General features: G+C 74.1%; 16 protein-coding genes. 8 read left to right on the top strand and 8 right to left on the bottom strand.

Features of this window, described 5'->3' with window-relative positions; all coding sequences use genetic code 11:
* Positions 1 to 860: 860 nt before the first annotated feature.
* From ABD323_RS29510 to ABD323_RS29525, 4 genes are all read right to left on the bottom strand, one after another.
* Complete coding sequence (locus tag ABD323_RS29510) at positions 861 to 1,109, bottom strand: hypothetical protein (protein ID WP_344445059.1); 249 nt, start codon at positions 1,107 to 1,109, stop codon at positions 861 to 863.
* Positions 1,106 to 1,543, bottom strand: coding sequence for a hypothetical protein (locus ABD323_RS29515; protein ID WP_344445060.1), 438 nt, complete (start codon positions 1,541 to 1,543; stop codon positions 1,106 to 1,108). Before ABD323_RS29515 ends, ABD323_RS29510 begins: the two co-directional genes overlap by 4 nt.
* 131 nt (positions 1,544 to 1,674) lie before the next feature.
* A complete protein-coding gene (locus ABD323_RS29520; protein WP_344445061.1) occupies positions 1,675 to 3,225 on the bottom strand; it encodes a sensor histidine kinase in 1,551 nt (516 codons plus the stop codon).
* On the bottom strand, positions 3,222 to 3,926 hold the full coding sequence (locus ABD323_RS29525; protein WP_344445062.1) for a response regulator transcription factor: 705 nt from the start codon (positions 3,924 to 3,926) through the stop codon (positions 3,222 to 3,224). The genes ABD323_RS29520 and ABD323_RS29525 overlap by 4 nt, the downstream gene beginning before the upstream one ends.
* Before the next feature lie 193 nt (positions 3,927 to 4,119).
* On the opposite strand from ABD323_RS29525, the gene ABD323_RS29530 reads away from it, so the two are divergent.
* Positions 4,120 to 4,386, top strand: a complete 267-nt coding sequence (locus ABD323_RS29530) for a GlsB/YeaQ/YmgE family stress response membrane protein (RefSeq protein WP_344445063.1) — start codon at positions 4,120 to 4,122, stop codon at positions 4,384 to 4,386.
* Between the two features lie 145 nt (positions 4,387 to 4,531).
* On the opposite strand, the gene ABD323_RS29535 is transcribed toward ABD323_RS29530, so the two are convergent.
* The 3 genes from ABD323_RS29535 to ABD323_RS29545 form a co-directional block, all read right to left on the bottom strand.
* Positions 4,532 to 6,754 (bottom strand): putative Ig domain-containing protein, encoded by a 2,223-nt coding sequence (locus ABD323_RS29535; RefSeq protein ID WP_344445064.1) that lies wholly within the window; start codon positions 6,752 to 6,754, stop codon positions 4,532 to 4,534.
* Positions 6,755 to 7,273: 519 nt separating this feature from the next.
* Positions 7,274 to 7,945 (bottom strand): TetR/AcrR family transcriptional regulator, encoded by a 672-nt coding sequence (locus ABD323_RS29540; protein WP_344445065.1) that lies wholly within the window; start codon positions 7,943 to 7,945, stop codon positions 7,274 to 7,276.
* Positions 7,946 to 8,124: 179 nt separating this feature from the next.
* Positions 8,125 to 9,129: an aldo/keto reductase gene (locus ABD323_RS29545; protein WP_344445066.1), complete on the bottom strand. Its 1,005-nt coding sequence runs from the start codon at positions 9,127 to 9,129 to the stop codon at positions 8,125 to 8,127.
* A 317-nt stretch (positions 9,130 to 9,446) separates the two neighbouring features.
* On the opposite strand from ABD323_RS29545, the gene ABD323_RS29550 reads away from it, so the two are divergent.
* From ABD323_RS29550 to ABD323_RS29565, 4 genes are all read left to right on the top strand, one after another.
* A complete protein-coding gene (locus ABD323_RS29550; RefSeq protein ID WP_344445068.1) occupies positions 9,447 to 11,906 on the top strand; it encodes an RICIN domain-containing protein in 2,460 nt (819 codons plus the stop codon).
* Positions 11,907 to 12,044: 138 nt separating this feature from the next.
* On the top strand, positions 12,045 to 12,584 hold the full coding sequence (yczE, locus tag ABD323_RS29555) for a membrane protein YczE (protein WP_344445073.1): 540 nt from the start codon (positions 12,045 to 12,047) through the stop codon (positions 12,582 to 12,584).
* 75 nt (positions 12,585 to 12,659) lie between these two features.
* The gene (gene recN / locus ABD323_RS29560; protein ID WP_344445074.1) at positions 12,660 to 14,393 is read left to right on the top strand and encodes a DNA repair protein RecN; all 1,734 of its coding nucleotides are present in this window, start codon (positions 12,660 to 12,662) and stop codon (positions 14,391 to 14,393) included.
* Positions 14,394 to 14,535: 142 nt separating this feature from the next.
* Positions 14,536 to 15,702, top strand: a complete 1,167-nt coding sequence (locus ABD323_RS29565) for a glycosyltransferase family 4 protein (RefSeq protein ID WP_344445069.1) — start codon at positions 14,536 to 14,538, stop codon at positions 15,700 to 15,702.
* 81 nt (positions 15,703 to 15,783) lie between these two features.
* Here ABD323_RS29565 and ABD323_RS29570 read toward each other — a convergent pair whose 3' ends face one another.
* Positions 15,784 to 17,748: a glycoside hydrolase family 15 protein gene (locus ABD323_RS29570; RefSeq protein WP_344445070.1), complete on the bottom strand. Its 1,965-nt coding sequence runs from the start codon at positions 17,746 to 17,748 to the stop codon at positions 15,784 to 15,786.
* 721 nt (positions 17,749 to 18,469) lie between these two features.
* Between ABD323_RS29570 and pyrG the strand changes: the two genes are divergently transcribed.
* From pyrG to ABD323_RS29585, 3 genes are all read left to right on the top strand, one after another.
* Entirely contained in the window at positions 18,470 to 20,104 is a 1,635-nt protein-coding gene (gene pyrG / locus ABD323_RS29575) for a CTP synthase (protein WP_344445071.1), read from the top strand.
* Positions 20,105 to 20,230: 126 nt separating this feature from the next.
* Positions 20,231 to 20,863, top strand: a complete 633-nt coding sequence (locus tag ABD323_RS29580) for an NUDIX domain-containing protein (protein WP_344445075.1) — start codon at positions 20,231 to 20,233, stop codon at positions 20,861 to 20,863.
* 188 nt (positions 20,864 to 21,051) lie between these two features.
* On the top strand, positions 21,052 to 21,240 hold a 189-nt coding region (locus ABD323_RS29585; RefSeq protein WP_344445072.1), incomplete at its 3' end, for a hypothetical protein.

Genomic DNA, 21,240 nt, shown 5'->3' on the forward strand with positions numbered 1-21,240 from the left:
GGGGGGGGGGGGGGGGGGGGGGGGGGGGGGGGGGGGGGGGGGGGGGGGGGGGGGCCGGCGGGGGCCGGGCCGCCCGCCGCCGGGGACGGGCCGGCGGGTGGCCCGACCGGTACGAGATCAGTGCTCATGGTGGTCCTCACGGTGGCTCGGCTGCGCAGGGGAGGCTGGCCGGTCCGAACCGCGCGGCCGAGCGGCGGTGGAGGACGGGGGCAGCCGCGGCGGCGGCAGCGGGAGAGGCGAAGCAGGAGGTGGAGAGCGGCGGTAGGCCGTGGTCCCTGGCAGGTGATCACAGGGCGGGGCGGACCCGGAGCGCAGTCAGCGGGTCAGCAGGCACACATGTCGCTCGCCTGGCGTCGCAGATCGACGTGCAGGCGGCAGACGAGAACGGTGCCGTGGTCCATAGTCGAGATAGTCGTTGATCGGCGGGCGGCCCGTCAAGCCGCCTCCACCGACTGGACAGGTGGGCCGCGAGCGCGGCTGGAGCGGCACAGCGGGCAACTCGCGCGCGACGCGGGGCTGTCGTGAGAACACGCCGCCACCCGCGGTGCGCAGACCGCGAGCGCTGCCGGCGCTCGCTCGGCGGGTCGGCCGGCGGGGAGCGGCCGGAGCCGGCAGCGAACTCGTCGTGCTGCCGGGCTCCGGGCCGCTCGAGCCCGCGGACCCGGGCCGGGTGCGCGGGCTGACCACCGTGCCGCCGGAGCGGCGCGCGCAGGACCCGGAGCTCGCCGCCCGGCTCGCCGGCTGGCTCCGCGAGCCCGCGGACGCGCTGGGCGGGCGGCCGGAGAGCGGGTCCGTGCACAACCCGGTCTACGGCCACGCCCGGGTGACCACGGTGATCCAGGGCCGGGACCTCTGCGCGGTCAGTTGTTCTGCGCCGCGTCGGAGTCGGCCGCCGCGGCGGCGCTGTCGGCGGCGTCCACCTTCTGCTGCATGTCCTTGAGCTGCTGGTCGGCGTCGCCCGAGGCGGGCGCGCCGGCGTTCGGCGCCGCCGGCTGGGCGGCGCCGTTGCCCGCCCCCGCGCCGGACCCGGCGTGGCCGGCGGGGCCGCAGGCGGTCAGGGCGAGGGCGGCGGCGAGGGCGGCCACCGCGACCGCGAACCCGCGCCTCACTGGGCGGCCGGCGCGGAGTCCAGGCCCTGCGCGGTGCACCAGGCCGCGACCGACTTGAGGTCGTTCTGCCGCAGGGTCAGGGTCGGCACCAGGCTCTTGCGGAAGGTCAGCCGGTCGTTGAGGTAGGTGTAGACGTCGGTGTGGCCCGCCGTCTTGGCGTCGTCCACCCGCTGCTGCAGCCGGGCGATCGAACCGATCGTGGTGGTCGGGCCGTTCAGCCGGGCCAGCCCGTTGTCGATCCGCTGCTCGGTCTTCGGCAGCCGCCGGCAGATGGCCTTCGCACCGTCGTTCTTCGGCGCCGGCGCGGTCTTCACCGCGGGGGACGGCTGCGCGGAGGGGGTGCCGTCGGCCTGGGCGGGGGCGGCGGTGGCGAGCAGCGCGCCGGCGATGGTCAGGGCGCTGAGCGCGGTGGCGGCCTTGCGGTGGGTGGGCATGGTGGGCTCCTCCGGTTGCGGGGACGACGGTCCGGCCGGAGCGCGTGCTGCGGTCCGGCCGATCAGCACGGTAGGGAGCCTCTTTGTGGATTCCTTGTGAGCCCGCCCGACCGTGTGAGCCGGACCGGTCGTCAGGCCTGCCCGGTCGTCAGGCCCGGGGCGCCGATCCACTCCCGGCGGGCCGGCAGCGGGAGGGTCGGCTCGTCGGGGGAGACCAGCGGCAGGCACACCTCCAGCCGGCAACCGGTCCCACCGGGCGGCGTCGAGACGCTCACCGTGCCGCGGTGCAGGGCCACTTGCTGGGCCACCAGGGTCAGGCCCAGGCCCGACCCCGGGCTGTCCCGGCGGCGCTGGAAGCGGTCGAAGACCGCCGCCCGCTCCTCGACGGGGATGCCCGGGCCCTCGTCGTCCACGGTCAGCACCGCCTGGCCGCCCGCCCGGTTCAGCCCGACCGTGATCCGGCCGGGCCGGCCGGGGGTGCGGCCGTGCACGGCCGCGTTCGCGAGCAGGTTGTCGCAGACGATCCGCAGCCCGGCCTCCCAGCCGAACACCCTTACTCCGGAGCCGAATTCGGCCCCCGGCCCGGGCCCGCCCGCCCCCAGGGCCGACCCGCCGGCCACCGCCCCCGACCCGCCGCCCGCCGCACCGGTCAGCGTGACCTCGACGTCCGGGCACCGCCGGCCCAGCGCCTCGGCCGCGGCCAGCAGCGGCTCGGCCAGGTCGAGCGGGCCGAACGCCTCCTGTTCCACCAGGTCGCCGCGGGCCAGCGTGCGCAGCGCGGTGAGCAGTTCGAGCAGCCGCCGGTGGTCGCCGCGCAGGTCGGCCAGGATCTCGGCGCGGTCCCGCGGCGGCAGGTCGGGGTGGGCGCTGAGCACGTCCAGGTTGGTCTGCAGGCTCATCAGCGGGGTGCGCAGCTCGTGCGAGGCGGCGGCGGAGAACGAGCGGGCGGTCTCCAGCGCCTGCCGGGTCCTGGCGGCCTGCTCGTCGTAGCGGGCCAGCGCGCTCTCCAGCGCCGCGGCCAGCTCGTCGACCTCGCCGATCCCGCTGCGCCGGTGCCCGAAGCCCGCCGCGCCCGCGCCGGGGTCCAGCGCGGCCGCCCGCCGTCCGAGCCGGCTCAGCGGCGCGGTGGCGCGCCGGGCCAGCGCCAGGGCGAGCAGGGCGGAGATCGGCGCGGCCAGCGCGGCGACCAGGATGACCCGCCGCCGCACGGCCGCCAGTTGGGGGTCGGCGGCGCTGACCGGGGCGGTCACCCAGAGCGTGCCCGGATTGGCGCCGGTCACCTGCCGGGCCAGCACCCGCCAACTGCGGCCCTGGGCGCGGACCGTGACCGGGCCCGCGGTCGCCGCGCCGGCAGGTGGCGGCAACACCACCGCTGGAGGGGGCAGTTGGCCGCCCTCGGTGACCACGGTGCCGTTCGCGTCGTCCACCCGGATGCCCACGTCCAGCGCGTCGCCCAGCACGATGCGGTGCTGGTTCTGCTCGGCCCGGGTGCGGCCCTGGTGGTCGGCGCTGAGCAGGGCCCGGGTGGCGGGCAGTACGGCGGTGGCGCGGTCGCGCAGGCGGTCGTCCTGCTGGTCGCGCAGGTCGTGGCCGACCAGGCCGAGCAGCAGCACGCCCGCGCCGAACACCAGCAGCGGCACGACCACGGCCGCGCCGATCGCGATCCGGGTGGCCAGCCTCATCGGGTCGCCTCCGGCACCCGCAGCACGAAACCCACCCCGCGCACCGTGTGGATCAGCCGCGGCCGTCCGCCCTCCTCCAGCTTGCGCCGCAGGTAGCTGACGAAGGTGTCCACGGCGTCGGTGCGCACCTCGAAGTCGTAGCCCCAGACCCGGTCGAGCAGTTGGTCGCGGCTCAGCACCAGGCCGCTGTTGCGGGCCAGGTGCTCCAGCAGCTCGAACTCGCGCCGGGTCAGGTGCACCGGCACGCCGTCGCGGCGCACCTCACGGGTGGCCGGCACGATCTCCAGCGGACCGGCCCGCAGCACCCCGGTGGCGCTGGGCGGGCGGCGGCGCAGCAGCGCGTGCAGCCGCAGCACCAGCTCCTCCAGCGCGAACGGCTTGACCAGGTAGTCGTCCGCCCCGGCCTGCAGACCGGCGACCCGGTCGGCCAATTCGTCCAGGGCGGAGAGCATCAGCACCGGGGTGTCGACGCCCTGCTCGCGCAGCCGCCGGCAGACCTCGGTGCCGGTGACGTCGGGCATCGAGACGTCGAGCACCAGCACGTCCGGCGGTTCGGTGGCGACCAGATCCAGGGCGGCGCGGCCGCCGTCGGCGGACCGGACGGCGAAGCCGCTGAGCCGCAGCCCGCGCTCCAGCGAGCGGCGGATCGCGTCGTCGTCGTCCACCACCAGGACCCTGCCCGCGCTCTGCGCGCTGACCATCGGCGTTCCTCGCTTCCGCACGGCCACTGTCGGCGGCTACGGTCGCACGATCGGATGAGAGTTTTCTCATCGAAGGGTCGGGGCAGGCGTCGGGGGAGATGCGCCGGGCGGCGGGGCCGGGAGCGGTGACGCAACCGGGGGCCCGGTGGCGGGCGTCCCAGCGGGGGACGGTCGGCGGGCAGGGGAGAGGGCCATGAGCTTCATCGGGTGGATCGTGCTGGGCCTGCTGGCGGGGCTGGCCGCCAGGCTGATACTGCCGGGGCGGGACCGGGCGGGCCTGTTCGCCAGCACGCTGCTGGGCATCGTCGGCGCCTCGGTCGGTGGCTGGCTCTCCGTGCACCTGCTGCACCGGGCGGTGCCGAAGCACTTCTACGACCCGGCCACCTGGGTCTCGGCCATCGTCGGGTCGCTGGTGCTGCTGATCGCCTACCGGGTGCTGCGAATCCTCTCCCGGCGGTGACCCGGTGACCCGGTGGCCCGGCGGGCCTGAGGACCCGGCGGCCTGAGGGCCCGGTGACCCGCTGACCCGGTGGCCGGCCCGCCGGCCCCGGACAGCCCGAAGGGCCGTGGCGGTGTGCAACGGCCCCCGGGGGTGGAGCGGGAGGTCAGGAGAGCGTGACCGCGGTGTCGTCGATCACGAAGCTCGTCTGCAGCGAGGAGTCCTCGGTGCCGGTGAACTTCAGGGTGACGGTCTGGCCGGCGAACGAGGAGAGGTCGTAGGACTTCTGCACGTAGCCGGTGTTGTGGTTGACGTTGGAGAAGGACGCCACGGTGCTGGAGCCCGCCTGCACCTTGAGGGTGTCGTAGGCGGTGCTGCCGCTCTCCGCGGTGTCGATGTGCAGCCAGAAGCTCAGCGTCGCGTGGCAGCCGGCCGGGATGGTCACCGTCTGGGAGAGGGTGTCCGTGTGGCTGGTGCCGTAGCCGTCCAGCCACGCCTTCCAGCTACCCGCGTGGGCGGCCTCGCTGCTGGAGTTGTCGATCACACCGGCGCTCGCCGTCCACGGGGCGGCGGAGCCGGTCTCGAAGCCCGCGTTGCCGAGCAGCTGGCCCGAGCAGCCGGTGCTGGTGGTGACGGTCCAGGTGAAGCTGGCCGAGCCGTTGGCGCCGGTGGTGTCGGTGGCCTTGACGGTCACGCTGTAGGTGCCGGCGGTGGTGGCGGTGCCGGTGATCAGGCCCGAGGACGAGATCGACAGGCCGGTGGGCAGGCCGGTGGCGGAGTAGGTCAGGGTCTGGCCGCTGGCCGAGTCGGTGGCGCTGACCTGGAGGCTGACCGAACCACCGGTGGCGGTGGACTGGTTGCCCGGGCTGGTCACCGTCACGGTGTTGCTGCCCGGGGTGGTGACGGTCCAGGTGAAGGAGGCGGAGCCGTTGGCGCCGGTGGTGTCGGTGGCCTTGACGGTCACGCTGTAGGTGCCGGCGGTGGTGGCGGTGCCGGTGATCAGGCCCGAGGACGAGATCGACAGGCCGGTGGGCAGGCCGGTGGCGGAGTAGGTCAGGGTCTGGCCGCTGGCCGAGTCACTGCCGGTGACCTGCAGGCTGACCGCACCACCGGTGGTGGTGGACTGGTTGCCGGGGCTGTTGACCGTCACCGTGTTGCCGGTGCTGGTGGAGGTGAAGGCCGCCGTGCCGTTCGGGGTGCCCAGACCGGTCGGGCCGTCGTATCCGGGGCCCGCGGTGCAGAGGTAGGACGGCGAGCAGGAGCCGTTGTTGCCGCTGGTCACGTCGAACAGCGAGGTGGTGTGCTGGTACGGGTACTGGGCCGGGCTGGTGCCGGCGGCCGGGGTGCCCGCGTCGGCGTAGACCGAGGCGATGATCGGCGAGGAGGCGCTGGTGCCGCCGTAGACGTTCCAGGCCGGGCTGTTCTGGTAGGTGTCGTAGACCGCGACACCGGTGGCCGGGTCGGCGACCGCCGACACGTCGGAGATGGCGCGCTTGGAGCAGCCGGTGTCGGTCTGCCAGGTCGGCTTGGCGTCGTAGGCCGAGCAACCGGAGCCGGTGCCCTCGGTGCTGCTGGTCGACCAGACGGTCTCGCCCCAGCCGCGGGCGCTGGAGTTGCGGGTCAGCGCGGTGCCGCCGACCGAGGTGACGTACTTCGAGGCGGCCGGGTACTCGGCGCCGTAGGCGGAGTCACCGGCGGAGACGGTGATCGCCACGCCCGGGTGGTTGAAGTACTGGGTGTCCGACGTGGTGTCGGTCGAGTCCTCGGAGCCGCCGTAGCTGTTGGACACGTACTTGGCGCCCAGGGTGACGGCCTCGTTGACCGCGGTGCCCAGGTCGCTCATGTTCGCCGAGGTCGCCTCGACCAGCAGGATGTGGGCGTTCGGGGCGACCGCGCTGACCATGTCGAGGTCGAGCGAGATCTCACCGGCCCAGCCCGAGTCGGGGCTCGGGTAGCTGCTGGTGCCGGTCTGGCTGACCTTCTTGAAGCAGCCGTTCGCCGTGGTGCAGGCCGGCAGGCCGTACTGCGAGCGGTAGGCCGCCAGGTCCGACTCCGCGTTGGGGTCGTCCTGCGCGTCGACGATCGCGACCGTCTGGCCCGCGCCGCCGTTGGCGGGCAGCTTGTAGGCGCTCTGCAGGTCGGTCGGGCCGTAGCCGGACGGGGTGGCGTTGGGCGCCAGCACGTTCGGCTGCACGATGTCGGTGCGGGCCAGCGCGAGACAGGCCATCAGGCCCGGGTGCGCCGGGGCGGCACAGACGTGCTTGACGTTGTTCTGGCCGTTGGGGGTCGCGGTGGCGGCACCCGCGGCGTGCGCGGTGGGCGCCAGCAGGCCCAGGGCGGCGAGCGCCGTGGTCGGCAGAACGGCGGTCAGCGCGCGCACCTTGCGCATGCGCGGACCGACAGGGGTGTGTGTGCGCAAGAGAGAACCCTCCGTGGGGGTCGGGGTCGCACCCGTCCGGCTTGGGGTAGTGCCGGTGCAGGGGGGTGCGCCCGGTGCTGGTGGATCTCGGCACGTGCGAACGGCCGACGGCTCGTGGCCGTGGGCCGGGGGTGCGCCATGCACGGGTGCATGCCGCGCGGGCACACAAGCGCGGCGCCTGCCGGCGTCGCGATGCGGGTGGCGCGAGTGGCACCGCTTGCACTGGTGGCACTGGGTGGTGCGCGGTGCTGGGGTGCTGCACGAGGTGCGGACGCGCTGTTCAGCGGGCGTGGCGGGACGGCTGGCGTGGGCCGCTCACGCGGGGGTGGGGGTGCGTGCGCTGAACGAAAGGCCGCGGGCTGTCAAGGGCATGACAGACCATCAGCCCCGCACCGGCCCGACCGACGGGCTGGATGCGGGGCTGACGTTAGTGCGCGTTCACGCGCAGCGGCAAGCCGCGGAACGGATCCTTTGCCGAGTCAAAACCATTCAACTGCGGTGGTCACCCGGGCGCTTGGCGTCCGCGCCGGACGTCGCGCCGGTGGGGCCGCCCGGTCCGCCGGAGCCGCCCCAGGGGCCGCGCAGACCCGCGTGCACCAGCGACCAGAGCGCCTCGAACTCCGCTGAGCTGCGCTCCTGGTCCGCCCACTCGGCGGCGTGCACCGGGTCGTGGAAGTGCCCGAACGCCTGGAACACGGCCTGCGCCGCGGTGGTCACGTGGACCGGGGTGAACTCGCCCTGCCAGATGCCGTCCTGGATGATCGTGGCGATCTGGCCGGTGAGGGTCTCCAGATGTGCGGCCACCGTGTTGCTGTGTTCGCCCACCAGGGTCAGGTAGGTGGCGAACAGCTCCGGATCGTCCAGCGCCTTCTTCCGCTTGGCGGCGAAGAGCGTGCCCAGCCAGCGGTGCAGCCGCTCGCCGGCCGGGCCGGTCTCCACGGTGACCGACTGCAGGCTCTCGTGCGCCTGCTCCAGCCAGCGCTGGGTGACCGCCTCGCGCAGCGCGGCCTTGCTGGGGAAGTGCCGGTAGACGCTGCCGTGGCTGACGCCCAGCGTGCGGGCGATGTCGACCACGGTGGCCTTGGACGGACCGTACCGCCGCAGGACGTCCTCGGCCGCGCTCAGGATCTGCTCGGGGGTGAGTGCGTTCTCGGAGGTCACGGGGCGGTACGTCCTTACTGGGGCCGGCGGGCGAGGCGGTGCTGGGTGGGGCGGGCTGGTGCTGGGCGGTGCTGGGTGGGGCGGGGCGGGGTGGTGCTGGGTGGGGCGAGGTGGTGCGGGCTGGATCCTGCGGTCCGGCCCGGTGCCCGGCGCGTGCGCGGTGCACGCTCAGGGCGTGCTCAGTGCTCGCTGTCCAGGTGGGCCATCTGTGCGGCAGCGTACCGCTCGCCCGCCGCGGCCCCGGCGGGGAAGGCCGCCTCGATGGCCGCCAGGTCGGCCGCCGTCAGCCGGACGTCCAGCGCGCCGAGCGCTTCGGCGAGCCGCTCCCGGCGCCGGGCACCGACCAGCGGGACGATGTCCTCACCGCGCGAGGCCACCCAGGCGATCGCCACCTGCGCGACGCTGGCGCCGCGGCTCCCGGCGATCGAGCGCAGCGTCTCCACCAGGGCGAGGTTGTGGGTCAGGTTGTCACCCTGGAAGCGCGGGCTGTATCCACGGAAGTCGGTGCCCGCCAGCTCGCGGTCCGGCGCCCAGTGGCCGCTGAGCAGGCCACGCGAGAGCACGCCGTACGCCGTGATGCCGATGCCAAGCTCACGGGCGGTGGGCAGCACCTCGGCCTCCAGGCCGCGCGAGATCAGCGAGTACTCGATCTGCAGGTCGCTGATCGGGTGCACGGCGGCCGCGCGGCGCAGCGTCTGCGCGCCGACCTCGGAGAGGCCGATGTGCCGCACGTAGCCGGCCTTCACCAGCTCCGCGATGGCGCCGACGGTCTCCTCCACGGGGACGTTCGGGTCCAGCCGGGCGGGGCGGTAGATGTCGATGTGGTCGGTGCGCAGCCGGCGCAGCGTGTAGGCGAGGGCGGTCTTGGTGGCGGCCGGGCTCGCGTCGTAGCCGAGCCAGCTGCCGTCGGGGGAGCGCTGGGCGCCGAACTTCACGCTGATCTGGACGGCGTCGCGGTCGCGGCCGCGCAGCGCGTCGTGGATCAGCAGTTCGTTGTGGCCCATGCCGTAGAAGTCGCCGGTGTCGATCAGGGTGACGCCCGCGTCGAGGGCGGCGTGGATGGTGGCGATGGACTCGGCCTCGTCGGCCGGGCCGTAGAGGTCGGACATGCCCATGGCGCCCAGGCCCAGGGCGGAGGTGGTGGGGCCGGTGCTGCCGAGCTTGCGGGTGGCGATGGGGGTCATCAGGGGGCTCCGGGGGGAGAGAGGGGTGCCTGCGATGACAACTATGGCATGACGACTGACAGATTTCAAAGTCTGTCAGCGGTCATCCGTCATTCGTCACCCGTCAGTGGTCATCCGCCCTCCGTTCGCCCCCCTCGCCGGCGTGCGCGCCGAACTCCCAACCACCCACTTCGGCGCGCCTCTTGACGGTGCGAAAGGTGATCTCTAGCGTTTGCTTCTGATCGATTGCGTTCGAAATTCCCCCATGTGACTCGCACAATCCATCAGCTGTTTGCGTCGGAAGGGCTGCACCACCCATGCGAACCGTTCCCCGTGCCTTGCGACAGCGCACGAGAGGACCGGCCGCCCTGGCCGTCCTCCTCCTCTGTCTCACCCTGGTCGGCGGCCGCGCCCCCGCGGCCCAGGCCACCCCCACCGCCTCGATCGCGGCCCCCGCCGCGATCGCCCCCTCCACGATCACCGTCGACGGCACCTCACCCGGCCGGACCTTCGACGGCGTCGGCGCGATCAGCGGCGGCGGCGGCAACACCCGCCTGCTCCTCGACTACCCCGAGCCGCAGCGCAGCCAGATCCTGGACTACCTCTTCAAGCCCGGCTACGGCGCCGCGCTGCAGATCCTCAAGGCCGAGGTCGGCGGCGACACCAACTCCACCGACGGCGCCGAGCCCTCGATCGAGCACACCAGGGGCGTCGTCAACTGCGACAACGGCTACGAGTGGTGGCTGATGGAGCAGGCCAAGGCCCGCAACCCCGCCATCAAGCTCTACGCCCTCTCCTGGGGTGCGCCCGGCTGGATCGGCGGTGGCAACTTCTGGTCGCAGGACATGATCGACTACCTGGTCTCCTGGCTCGGCTGCGCCCACCAGCACGGCCTGGCCATCGACTACATCGGCGGCTGGAACGAGCGCGGCTACAACGCGGGCTGGTACGAGAACCTGCACGCCACCCTGGCGGCCAAGGGCTTCGGCAGCACCAAGGTGGTCGGCGCCGACGACAACTGGTCGATCGCCACCGGCATGCGCAACGACAGCGCGCTGAACTCCGCCGTCGACATCGTCGGCGTGCACTACCCGTGCGGCTACATGTCGGCCATGACCAGCTGCAGCACCACCCCCGACGCGCTGGCCACCGGCAAGCAGCTCTGGGCCAGCGAGAACGGCTCCGAGGACGCCGACACCGGCGCGGCCCCGATGGCCCGCGCCATCAACCGCGGCTACCTCGACGCCAAGATGACCGCCTTCATCAACTGGCCGGTGGTCGCGGCCCTCTACCCCAACCTGGGCTTCAACACGATGGGCCTGGTCACCGCGAACCAGCCCTGGTCCGGCGCCTTCGCGGTCGGCCGCAGCACCTGGGCCACCGCGCAGACCACCCAGTTCACCGCGCCCGGCTGGCAGTACCTGGACACCGCCTCCGGCTACCTGGCCGGCAACCGCGCCAACGGCAGCTACGTCAGCTACGCCTCCCCTGACCGCACCGCCTGGAGCACGGTGCTGGAGACCATGGACGCCACCGCCGCCCAGAACGTCACCCTCAAGGTGGCCGGCGGCCTGCCCGGCGGCACGCTGCACGTCTGGTCGACCGACTTCTCCAGCGAGGCGGCCACCGCCCACCTGGTGCCCGGGCCCGACCTGACCGCCGTCGCCGGCGGTTACCAGCTGACCCTGCAGCCCGGCCACCTCTACACGGTGACCACCACCACCGGTCAGGGCGCCGGCACCGCCGCCTCCCCGCAGCGCGGCGTGCTCGCGCTGCCGTACAGCGACAGCCTTGCCGGCACCGCGACCGGCCGTGACGCGCGCTACTTCAGCGCCATGAACGGCGCCTTCGAGACCGCGCCGTGCGCCGGCGGCCGCTCCGGCAACTGCCTGCGCCAGCAGGCCCAGAGCACGCCGATCCGCTGGACCGACGAGTCCGCCGACCAGCCGTACGCGCTGATGGGCGACCTGAGCTGGTCCGACTACACGGTCAGTGCGGACGTCCTGCTGGAGCACGCGGGCACCGCCGAGCTGCTGGGCCGGGTCGGCACCCAGGGCCGCAACAACAACGGCCTGAACGCCTACAACCTGCGGGTCGGCGACAACGGCGCCTGGACGCTGCTGAAGAGCGACACCAGCTGGTCCTTCAGCACGCTCGCCGCGGGCACCGTGCCCGCGCTGGGGACCAACACCTGGCACCGGGTCGCCCTCACCTTCCAGGGCAGCACGCTGACCGCGAAGCTCGACGGCGTCACCCTGACGACGGTCACCGACGCCGGCTACGGCGCCGGCCAGATCGCGCTGGGGACCGGCGGCTACTACAGCGCCCAGTTCAGCAACCTGACGGTGACGCCGGGGACGACGGCGCCGCTGGACGGCACCTACCAGCTGGTCAACGGCAAGAGCGGTCAGCTGATGGACGCCGCCAACCAGGGGACGGCCGCCGGCACGCCGGTCATCCAGTGGGGCGGCAACGGCGGCGCCAACCAGCGGTGGCGGCTCGCCTCGACCGGGGACGGCTACTACACCGTCACCGGCGTGGCCAGCGGCCGGCCGCTGGACCTGCCGGGCGCCGGCGCGGTGCCGGGCACCCAGCTCGACCTCGGGGCGGGCGGCGCGGGCGCGGCCCAGCAGTGGCTGGTGGTCCCGGCCGGGGGCGGACGCTACACGCTGGAGTCGCGGGCGGACGGTCAGCTCGCCGACGTCGAGGGCGGCTCGCTGACGCTGGGCGCCCGGGTGATCCAGTGGCCGGCCAACGGCGGCGCCAACCAGCAGTGGCAGCTCGTCAAGGTCGGCTGAACCCTGGGGTCAAGCCCAAGACCAGCTGACCTGATCACCAGCTGAACCCATCACCAGCCGAGCCCACCGCCGGCCGGGCGGGCGCTGGGCCGGCGGCTGCCGCAGCTGCTGGTCGGGCTGGTGCTCTACGGGGTGAGCATGGGCCTGATGTACCGCGCCGCGCTGGGCCTGGACCCGTGGGACGTCTTCCACCAGGGCCTGGCCCGCCACCTGGGGCTGAGCATCGGCACCGTGGTGGTGGTCACCGGCGCGATCGTGCTGCTGTTCTGGATCCCGCTGCGCCAGCGCCCCGGGGTCGGCACGGTCGGCAACGTACTGGTGCTGGGCGTGGCGATGGACGGCACGCTGGCCCTGCTGCCGGCCCAGCACGCGCTGGCGGTGCGGATCCCGCTGCTGGTCGGCGGCATCGTGCTGAACGGGCTGGCCACCGGCCTCTACATCGGCGCCCGCTTCGGCCCGGGCCCGCGCGACGGCCTGATGACCGGCCTGCACCGGCGCGTCGGCGGCTCGCTGCGGCTGATCCGCACCGGGATCGAGCTGGCGGTCCTGGTGGCCGGCGTGCTGCTGGGCGGTCAGGCGGGCGTGGGGACGGTCGGATACGCACTGGCGATCGGGCCGCTGGCACAGTTCTTCCTGCGCTGGTGCACCGTCCCGAACACCGGAGCCCGGAACGAATGAACTTGGCCCCGCGGGGCGGCGGCTCGTCGCGCGCCGGGGGTGGGGTCTCGTAAGGTCACTACCGTGTTGGACGAGATGCGGATACGGGATCTTGGTGTCATCGACGACGCGGTGGTGGAGCTGGCACCCGGCTTCACCGTCGTGACCGGCGAGACCGGTGCGGGCAAGACCATGGTGGTGACCAGCCTGGGCCTGCTGCTGGGCGGGCGCGCCGACCCGGGCCTGGTCCGCGCGGGGGCGACCCGTGCGGTGGTCGAGGGCCGGCTCAACCTGCCCGCGGGCTCGCCGGCGGCCCGGCGCGCGCTGGAGGCCGGCGCGGAGCTGGACGACGGCGCGCTGCTGATCAGCCGGACGGTCTCCGCCGAGGGCCGCTCGCGCGCGCACGTCGGCGGCCGGTCGGTCCCGGTGGGCCTGCTCACCGAGCTCGGCGAGGACCTGATCGCCGTGCACGGCCAGACCGACCAGCAGCGGCTGCTGCGGCCCTCGCGCCAGCGGGCCGCCCTGGACCGCTACGCGGGCGAGGCGGTGGCCGAGCCGCTGGCCCGCTACCGCACGGTGCACCGGCGGCTGCGCGAGGTCGCGGGGACCCTGGAGGAGCTGACCACGCGGGCCCGCGAGCGGGCCCAGGAGGCGGACCTGCTCCGGTTCGGCCTGGAGGAGATCGCGGCGGCCGAGCCGGTGGCCGGCGAGGAGATCGAGCTGGCGGCGGAGGCCGAGCGGCTGGGCCACGCGGACGCGCTCTCCTCGGCGGCCGCGGTGGCCCACGCGGCGCTCGCCGGTGACCCGGCCGACCCGGACTCGGTGGACGCCGGCACGCTGCTCGGGCAGGCCCGGCGCGCCCTGGAGGCGGTGCGCGGCCACGACGAGCGGCTGGCGGCGCTGGCCGACCGGCTCACCGAGGTGGGCTACCTGCTGGCCGACGTGGCCGGCGACCTGGCCCTCTACGCGGACGACCTGGACGCCGACCCGGTGCGGTTGGCCGCCGTCGAGGAGCGCCGGTCGGTGCTCGCCCAGCTGCTGCGCAAGTACGGATCGCTGGAGGGCGGCAGCGCCGAGGTGGTGGCCTGGGCCGAGGCGTCGGCCCTGCGGCTGGCCGAGCTGGACGGCGACGACGAGCGGATCGACGAGCTCGGCGAGGAGGAGGCCGCGCTGCGCGTCGAGCTGGCGAAGCTGGCCGGCGAGGTCTCGGCCGCCCGGCACGGCGCGGCCGGCCGGTTCGCCGAGGCCGTCTCGGCCGAGCTGACCGAGCTCGCCATGCCGCACGCCCGGGTCACCTTCGAGCTGACCCGGCTCGACGACCCGGCCGGCCTCGAGCTGGAGGGGCGCAGCGTCGCCTACGGCTCGCACGGCGTGGACGAGGTCGAGGTGCTGCTGGCCCCGCACCCGGGCGCGGCCCCGCGCCCGATCGCCAAGGGCGCCTCGGGCGGCGAGCTGTCGCGGGTGATGCTCGCGGTCGAGGTGGTCTTCGCCGGCGCCGATCCGGTGCCCACCTACCTCTTCGACGAGGTGGACGCGGGCGTCGGCGGCAAGGCGGCGGTGGAGATCGGGCGCCGGCTGGCCAAGTTGGCGCGCAGCGCGCAGGTCGTGGTGGTCACCCACCTGCCGCAGGTGGCCGCCTTCGCGGACCGTCACCTGGTGGTGGAGAAGACCAACGACGGCACGGTCACCCGCAGCGGCGTGAAGACCCTGGACGACGAACAGCGGGTGCGCGAACTGTCGCGGATGCTGGCCGGGCTGGAGGACTCCGAGCTCGGTCGTGCGCACGCCGAGGAGCTGCTGGCGGCGGCCCGCGCTCCGCGGGAGGGCTGAGGGCGCCGGGGCCCGCCCGGGCCCGCCCGGGCCGCGGCGGCCGCCCGGTCGCCCGTGGCGCCGACTGTCCAAGAGGGTCGCGGACCTGGCATGGTGGCGACGGAACTCGGTTACCCAGATAGTTGAGTCGGAGCGAGACGACGTGGACCTTTCCTCGGCCCGGGGCGGCGCGGCCGGCCCGGAGGCGGGCCAGCTGCACGTGGTGCTGGTGCTCTCCGCGGGCAGCGGCGGGATCGGCGCGCACGTGCGTTCACTGGCGCAGGGACTGACCGCGCACGGCGTGCAGGTGACGTTGTGCGCCCCGGCCGGTTCGGACGCCCTCTTCGGCTTCTCCCACACGGGCGCGGTCTTCCACCCGGTGGAGATCACCGCGACCTCGGGCGCGCGCAGCGACGCCACCGCGATCGGCGAGCTGCGCCGGGCCTTCACCGGTGCCGACCTGGTGCACGCGCACGGGCTGCGCGCCGCGCTGCTCTCGGACCTGGCGCTGCGCACCGCGGGCCGGCTGCCCGGGCTGCGTCCCGAGACGCCGCTGGTCGTCACCTCGCACCACGCGCTGCTGGCCACCGGTCTGGAGCGGCGCCTGCAGCGGTTGATGGAGCGTCGGGTGGCGCGGGCGGCCGACCTGGTGCTCGGAGCCTCCTCCGACCTGGTGGCCCGGGCCCGGGAGCTGGGTGCCAGCGACGCGCGGCTCGGCCCGGTGGCCGCCCCGCCGCCCGCCTCGCAGGTGCTGGACCGGGCGCAGGCGCGGGCCGCGCTGCTGGGCCCGCAGGAGATCGAGCGCCCGCTGGTGCTGGCGATCGGCCGGCTGGTGCCGCACAAGGGCTTCGGCCTGCTGCTGGACGCCTCGCGCGAACTGACCGGCGAGCCCCGCCCGCTGGTGCTGCTGGCCGGTGACGGGCCGGACGGTCCGCAGCTGCGCGAGCGGGTGGCGGCGGAGCGGCTGCCGGTGCGCCTGCTGGGCCACCGCACCGACGTGCCCGACCTGCTGGCGGCCGCCGACGTGGTGGTGGTGGGCAGCCGCTGGGAGGCCCGGTCGCTGGTCGCCCAGGAGGCGCTGGCGGCGGGGGTGCCGCTGGTGGCCACCGCGGTCGGCGGGATCCCCGAACTGGTCGGGGACGCGGCGGTGCTGGTGCCGGGCGGGGACGCGGCGGCGCTGGGCCGGGCGGTGCGCGAGCTGCTCGCCGACCCCGCGCGGCGGGCGGCGCTGGCGGCCGTGGGCCCGGCGCAGGCGCGCACCTGGCCGGACGAGGCGGCCACCGTGGCGCAGGTGCTCAGCACGTACGACGAGCTCGTGCAGCGCCGCTAGGGCCTCTCGACAGCTACAGCGACAGCGACAGCGACGGGACTCGGCCGCCGGCCCGGGCAAGGGGCCGGCGACCGAGAGGGGTCAGACCGGCTGGGTGGCCGGCTGGTCGGCGGCGTGCGGCTGCGGCGAGAGGTAGGCGGCCCCGCACGCGGTCAGCCGCAGCGCGGTGTCGATCAACGGCACGTGGCTGAAGGCCTGCGGGAAGTTGCCGACCTGCCGCTTGAGCCGCGGGTCCCACTCCTCGGCGAGCAGCCCCACGTCGTTGCGCAGCGCGAGCAGCTTCTCGAAGAGCTCGCGGGCCTCGGCCACCCGGCCGATCATCGCCAGGTCGTCGGCCAGCCAGAACGAGCAGGCCAGGAACGCGCCCTCGTGCCCCGACAGGCCGTCGACGTTGTTGCCACTTTCGTCGTGGGTGGGGTAGCGCAGCACGAAGCCGTCCTCGGTGGACAGTTCGCGCTGGATGGCCTCGATGGTGCCGATCACCCGCTTGTCGTCCGGCGGCAGGAAGCCCACCTGCGGGATCAGCAGCAGGGAGGCGTCCAGCTCGGTGCCGCCGTAGTACTGGGTGAAGGTGTTGCGCCCCGGGTCGTAGCCCTTCTCGCAGACGTCCGCGTGGATCTCGTCGCGCAGCGCCCGCCAGCGGTCCAGCGGGCCCTCGGCCGGGGTCTGTTCGATCAGCTTGATGGTGCGGTCCACCGCGACCCAGGCCATCACCTTGGAGTGCACGAAGTGCCGGCGCGGTCCGCGCACCTCCCAGATCCCCTCGTCGGGGGCCTTCCAGTGCTCCTCCAGGTAACTGATCAGGCGCAGTTGCAGCAGGTGGGCGTGGTCGTTGCGGGACAGGCCGGTCATCTGGGCCAGGTAGAGCGCCTCGACCACCTCGCCGTAGACGTCCAGTTGGAGCTGGCCGGCCGCGCCGTTGCCGACCCGCACCGGGGCCGAGCCCTCGTAGCCGGGCAGCCAGTCGAGCACGCTCTCGTTCAGCTCGCGCTGTCCGGTGATGGAGTACATGATCTGCAGGTTCTCCGGGTCGCCGGCCACCGCCCGCAGCAGCCACTCGCGCCAGGCCCGGGCCTCCTCGCGGTAGCCGGTGCGCAGCAGCGAGGAGAGGGTGATCGCCGCGTCCCGCAGCCAGGTGTAGCGGTAGTCCCAGTTCCGCTCGCCGCCGATGTCCTCGGGCAGCGAGGTGGTGGGGGCGGCCACGATGCCGCCGGTGGGGGCGTAGGTCAGGCCCTTGAGGGTGATCAGCGAGCGGACCACGGCGTCCCGGTAGGGGCCCTGGTAGGTGCACTGGGCGACCCAGTCCAGCCAGAACTCCTCGGTGAGCGCCAGCGAGCCCTCCGCGTCGGGCACCTCCGGCGGCGCCAGGTGCGAGGCCTGCCAGGTGAGCGCGAAGGTCACCCGCTCGCCGGCGTCGACGGTGAAGTCCGCGTAGGTGGTCAGGTCGCGGCCGTAGGTCTCCGCCTCGCCGTCCAGCCAGACCGAGTCGGGCCCGGCCACCGCGACCGTGCGGTGGCCGCCGTTCTGCTGCTCGACCCGGTGCACCCAGGGCACGACCTTGCCGTAGCTGAAGCGCATCCGCACGGCCGAGCGCATCCGCACCCGTCCGGTCAGGCCCTCGACGATCCGGATCATCTGCGGGACCGGCTCCTGGTCGCCCAGGTGCCGCGGCGGCATGAAGTCGATCACCCGCACGCTGCCCCGCGGGGTGTCCCACTCCTGCTCCAGGATCAGCGAGTTGCCCCGGTAGCGGCGCCGGTCGGCGGGCACCGCGGGGGCGGCGGCGCTGATCGGCGGGACCTTGAGTTCACCTGAATCGGTGAACGGGGCCCGAGGGGCGGGAGCACTCGCCACCGGGCCGGCCGGCGTCGCCTCGGCGGGCCCGATCCGCCAGAAGCCGTGTTCATCGGTGCCCAGCAGGCCGGCGAAGACGGCGGGGGAGTCGAACCGGGGCAGGCAGAGCCAGTCCACCGCTCCGTCTCTGCTGACCAGGGCGGCGGTCTGCATGTCCCCGATAAGGGCGTAGTCCTCGATACGGCCGGCCACGTGAATCTCCAGTTCGCGGTAGTGCTCGGCGGTCGCCCGACGGGAGCGAGAGCGGGGTGCTGCGGGCCGGGGTGGACACGGCGCCCGGACCGGGCGCCCCCGGAGCCGCTGGTGGCGGTGGCCGAGGACGGCTGCGCGGCAGTGGGGGTCGCACTGCCTGCTGTGGATTCCTGGACTGGTCTGGTCGGGCGGTGAACTGGTGGTGCGGGGAGTCCGGTCGCGCATCGGGGACGGAGGGGCCTCGTCCCGGCCCCTCGCCCTCGGCTTGCTCTGCTGTCGGCGATGCGTCCGTGCAGGATACGACGGACGAGGTGGGCTCAGCACCCGGAAACGATCAGGTACCGCCGTCTGCCCAGGGTCGGCGGCGGAAAGTAGCCCGGCCGGGTGATCGGGGTGATCCGGTGGGTGATCCGGAGCTGATCACTCCGGGCCATCCCGGGCTGCCCGCGGGCGTACCCGGGCCATCCCGGCACTCACCCGCGCGGGCCAGTGCGGAGGCGTCCGAACGCGTGCCGTCCGAGGCGCTGATACCCTGGTATCCCGTGGACTGGTGGGATCGACCGCCCCGGCCCCGCTACCTGACGACCCTGTCGGCGACCGCGATCGCCGGCCGGCCGGCATCGGCGGCGACCGCATCCACCAGCGTCATCATCGACACGCGACCCACGGGAGCCCCCTCTTGGCACAGCCCCATTCCGGCAAGGCAGCGAACAGCCGCGCCGTGACGACCAAGCACCTCTTCGTCACCGGGGGTGTCGCCTCTTCGCTCGGCAAGGGCCTCACGGCCTCCAGCCTCGGTGCCCTGCTCAAGGCCCGCGGCCTGCGCGTGACGATGCAGAAGCTCGACCCGTACCTGAACGTGGACCCGGGCACCATGAACCCGTTCCAGCACGGCGAGGTCTTCGTCACCGACGACGGCGCCGAGACCGACCTCGACGTCGGCCACTACGAGCGGTTCCTGGACACCAACCTGCACGGCTCGGCCAACGTCACCACCGGCCAGGTCTACTCCACGGTGATCGCCAAGGAGCGCCGCGGCGAGTACCTGGGCGACACCGTCCAGGTGATCCCGCACATCACCAACGAGATCAAGTCCCGCATCCGCCGGATGGCCACCGACGACGTCGACGTGGTGATCACCGAGGTCGGCGGCACGGTCGGCGACATCGAGTCGCTGCCGTTCCTGGAGGCCGTGCGCCAGGTGCGCCACGAGGTCGGCCGGGACAACGTCTTCTTCGTGCACGTCTCGCTGCTGCCCTACATCGGCCCCTCGGGCGAGCTGAAGACCAAGCCCACCCAGCACTCGGTGGCGGCCCTGCGCAACATCGGCATCCAGCCGGACGCCATCGTGCTGCGCGCCGACCGCGAGGTGCCGCAGGCCATCAAGCGCAAGATCTCGCTGATGTGCGACGTGGACGAGGAGGCCGTGGTCGCGGCCATCGACGCCAAGTCGATCTACGACATCCCCAAGGTGCTGCACGGCGAGGGCCTGGACGCGTACGTGGTGCGCCGCCTGGACCTGCCGTTCCGCGACGTGGACTGGACCACCTGGGACGACCTGCTGCGCCGGGTCCACGAGCCGCAGCACATCGTGAAGGTGGCGCTGGTCGGCAAGTACATCGACCTGCCCGACGCCTACCTCTCGGTCACCGAGGCACTGCGCGCCGGCGGCTTCGCCAACAACGCGCGGGTCGAGATCAAGTGGGTCACCTCCGACGACTGCGAGACGCCCGAGGGCGCCCGCGAGCAGCTCGGCGACGTGGACGCGATCTGCATCCCCGGCGGGTTCGGCGACCGCGGGGTGACCGGCAAGGTCGCCGCGATCACCTTCGCCCGCGAGAACAAGGTGCCGCTGCTGGGCCTGTGCCTGGGCCTGCAGTGCGTGGTCATCGAGGCCGCGCGCAACCTGGCGGGCCTCACCGAGGCCAACTCCACCGAGTTCGAGCCCACCGCCAAGCACCCGGTGATCTCGACCATGGCCGAGCAGCTGGCGATCGTGGACGGCAAGGGCGACCTGGGCGGCACCATGCGCCTGGGCCTCTACCCGGCCAAGCTCGCCGAGGGCTCGATCGTGCGCGAGGTCTACGGCGGCGAGCCGTACGTCGAGGAGCGCCACCGCCACCGCTACGAGGTCAACAACGCCTACCGCGCCGACCTGGAGAAGACCGGCCTGGTCTTCTCGGGCCTGTCGCCCAAGGGCGACCTGGTGGAGTACGTCGAGTACCCGCGCGAGGTGCACCCCTACCTGGTGGCCACCCAGGCGCACCCGGAGCTGAAGTCCCGCCCGACCCGCCCGCACCCGCTCTTCGCGGGTCTGGTGGCGGCCGCCGTCGCGATCAAGACGGCTGCCCAGTAGCCCTTCGGTCCCGGCGTTGCCACCCGGCGGCGGCCCCGCGGATCCGGTCGGATCCCCGCGGGGCCGCCGTTCGGCGTTACATTGTGTCGTACTGACGAAAAGGGCAGGGGAGACGTGATGACGGGCATGCAGCAGATCCGGGACCTGGCGGAGGAGTGGGAGGTGCGCTCCAGTGCGACGCCCTTCCAGGGACGGGTCACCGGGGTGCGCACCGACGAGGTGCTGATGCCGGACGGCGGGTACGCCCGGCGCGACTACCAGACCCATCCGGGTTCGGTCTCGGTGCTGGCGCTGGACGAGCGGCAGCGGGTGCTGCTGGTGCGCCAGTACCGCCACCCGGTGCGCCAGCGGCTCTGGGAGCTGCCGGCCGGCCTGCTCGACGTGCCCGGGGAGAACCCGCTGCACGCCGCGCAGCGCGAGCTCTACGAGGAGGCGCACTGCAAGGCCGACCAGTGGCGGGTGCTGGTCGACTTCTACACCTCGCCCGGCGGCACCGACGAGGCGCTGCGGCTCTTCCTGGCCACCGACCTCGCCGAGGTGGAGGGCGAGCGGTACGAGGCCCACGGCGAGGAGTTGCAGATCCAGACCGCCCGGGTGCCGCTGGAGCAGCTGATCGCGGGGATCCTGGCCGGCGAGCTGCACAACCCGACGCTGATCACCGGCACGCTCGCGCTGCACGCCGCACTGAGCGGCGCGGGACTGGCCCAGCTGCGGCCGGCCGACTCGCCCTGGCCCGCGCGGCCCTTCCCGGCGCTCTGAGCGCCGGGTCCGGCGGCGCGGGGCGGGCCGCGCCGCCGGGCGGGTGATTCGACGGTTGGTCATACCGATGTCCCCCGGTCGCGCCGCCCGGTCGAACTACGCTTCGCAGGCGGGCCATCGTCGGGTCGGTCCGCGAACGCTGGGCGACCGGGTCAGGAGTGGCGCAGGTGGCGAGGAAGACGGCGACGATGGACGCTCGGACGGCGGCGGACGGGCCGGCGGACGGCCTGCCGGCCGGACCCGAACCGTTCGCCGGCCGCGGCGCCGAGCTGTCCGCGCTGCGCGCCGAGGCGGCCCGTCCGGCCGCGGCCGGCAGCTGCCGGGTGCTGGTGGGCGCCGACCGCCCCGGCGCCGGGCGCACCGGGCCGGCCCGCCGC

The organism is Kitasatospora nipponensis (assembly GCF_039528135.1).
In the GTDB taxonomy this organism is placed as follows: domain Bacteria; phylum Actinomycetota; class Actinomycetes; order Streptomycetales; family Streptomycetaceae; genus Kitasatospora; species Kitasatospora nipponensis.

Coding starts and splice junctions, on each gene's coding strand:
- ABD323_RS29515 (WP_344445060.1), bottom strand. CDS start 1,543: ATGCCCACCCACCGCAAGGCCGCCACCGCGCTCAGCGCCCTGACCATC.
- ABD323_RS29520 (WP_344445061.1), bottom strand. CDS start 3,225: ATGAGGCTGGCCACCCGGATCGCGATCGGCGCGGCCGTGGTCGTGCCG.
- ABD323_RS29525 (WP_344445062.1), bottom strand. CDS start 3,926: ATGGTCAGCGCGCAGAGCGCGGGCAGGGTCCTGGTGGTGGACGACGAC.
- ABD323_RS29530 (WP_344445063.1), top strand. CDS start 4,120: ATGAGCTTCATCGGGTGGATCGTGCTGGGCCTGCTGGCGGGGCTGGCC.
- ABD323_RS29535 (WP_344445064.1), bottom strand. CDS start 6,754: ATGCGCAAGGTGCGCGCGCTGACCGCCGTTCTGCCGACCACGGCGCTC.
- ABD323_RS29545 (WP_344445066.1), bottom strand. CDS start 9,129: ATGACCCCCATCGCCACCCGCAAGCTCGGCAGCACCGGCCCCACCACC.
- yczE (WP_344445073.1), top strand. CDS start 12,045: ATGGGCCTGATGTACCGCGCCGCGCTGGGCCTGGACCCGTGGGACGTC.
- recN (WP_344445074.1), top strand. CDS start 12,660: ATGCGGATACGGGATCTTGGTGTCATCGACGACGCGGTGGTGGAGCTG.
- ABD323_RS29580 (WP_344445075.1), top strand. CDS start 20,231: ATGCAGCAGATCCGGGACCTGGCGGAGGAGTGGGAGGTGCGCTCCAGT.